The sequence below is a fragment of the Calditerrivibrio sp. genome, from assembly GCF_049968475.1.
In the GTDB taxonomy this organism is placed as follows: domain Bacteria; phylum Chrysiogenota; class Deferribacteres; order Deferribacterales; family Calditerrivibrionaceae; genus Calditerrivibrio; species Calditerrivibrio nitroreducens_A.
Map to the genome: position 1 here is coordinate 1 of NZ_JBMFQS010000028.1, position 868 is coordinate 868.

The following is an 868-nucleotide window of genomic DNA, read 5'->3' on the forward strand; positions in this document are numbered from 1 at the left end:
CTGCATTTTCAAAATCTCCGATAACTGAATAAATCCCTCCAAGGTTTAGCATTATTATGCCACTGCCGTGATACTTTCCTTCTCTTTCTGTTATCTCAAGTGCCTTCTTATAGTATTCAATGGCTTTGTCATATTCCTCTTTTTTCTTGTATGTGTTTGCTATGTTGTTGTAAATAGTGTATAGGTTGATATCATACTCGTAATTTTCTTTTATGTAGGCTTTACTTTTTTAAAGTTCTTAATTGCAAGTTCTATCTTTCCAGCCATAAAGTAAGCTTCTCCTAAGCAAATGTAAGCATTTATGTTTCTTGGATAGAGTTTTACTGCCATTTGGCCTGATTTAATAGCTTTCTGGTAATCTCCTTTTTCAAGATATTCAAAACATTTTTCTATTTCTCTCATAGTTAAGCCTCTTTTAAATTATTTGTTTTATACGTTGAGTGAGAAATTAACCATATAAATTTACCTCAATAGACCTGAAAAAGCTATAGCCTATTGCATAAGCATACAAGTATGTAAGCTGTGGCGGTTTTACTTAATGTTTGACAATTTAATTACTTCTTCTGGCTCTTCATAAAAAACACCTGCTTCTATGTTGCCAGATTCCATATCCGATAAACCAGACGTTGTAAAGTTGGCAGAGCCTACTATTGCTTTTTTGTTGTCTACTACCACAAATTTAGCGTGAAGTCTATTGCAAATATGAATACTTGCTTTAGCATTTTTCATTTTTTTTCAATATCGATTCATCTGTAATAAGTAAGTCTTTTAGTTCAATTGTATAACTCTTAGATAAAGGATTTCAAGTTATTTACACTTTTACCTAAATTGTCGGCTACTATGGTTTTAATAAGCTCTGAAAACTCTT

Annotated in this window: 3 protein-coding genes; all 3 read right to left on the bottom strand. The window is 31.7% G+C overall.

What is annotated here, in order from left to right; all coding sequences use genetic code 11:
- Positions 1-214: tetratricopeptide repeat protein (locus tag ACP5Q2_RS09865; RefSeq protein WP_428099629.1), on the bottom strand; the 214-nt coding region annotated here is incomplete at its 3' end.
- Positions 211-402: a tetratricopeptide repeat protein gene (locus ACP5Q2_RS09870; RefSeq protein WP_428099624.1), complete on the bottom strand. Its 192-nt coding sequence runs from the start codon at positions 400-402 to the stop codon at positions 211-213. The genes ACP5Q2_RS09865 and ACP5Q2_RS09870, both read right to left, overlap by 4 nt.
- Before the next feature lie 129 nt (positions 403-531).
- Positions 532-729, bottom strand: coding sequence for a phospholipase D-like domain-containing protein (locus ACP5Q2_RS09875; protein WP_428099626.1), 198 nt, complete (start codon positions 727-729; stop codon positions 532-534).
- Between the last annotated feature and the right edge of the window lie 139 nt (positions 730-868).

Excerpts from the sequence above, each read along its gene's own strand:
- ACP5Q2_RS09870 (WP_428099624.1), bottom strand. The coding sequence starts at position 402 with ATGAGAGAAATAGAAAAATGTTTTGAATATCTTGAAAAAGGAGATTAC.
- ACP5Q2_RS09875 (WP_428099626.1), bottom strand. The coding sequence starts at position 729 with ATGAAAAATGCTAAAGCAAGTATTCATATTTGCAATAGACTTCACGCT.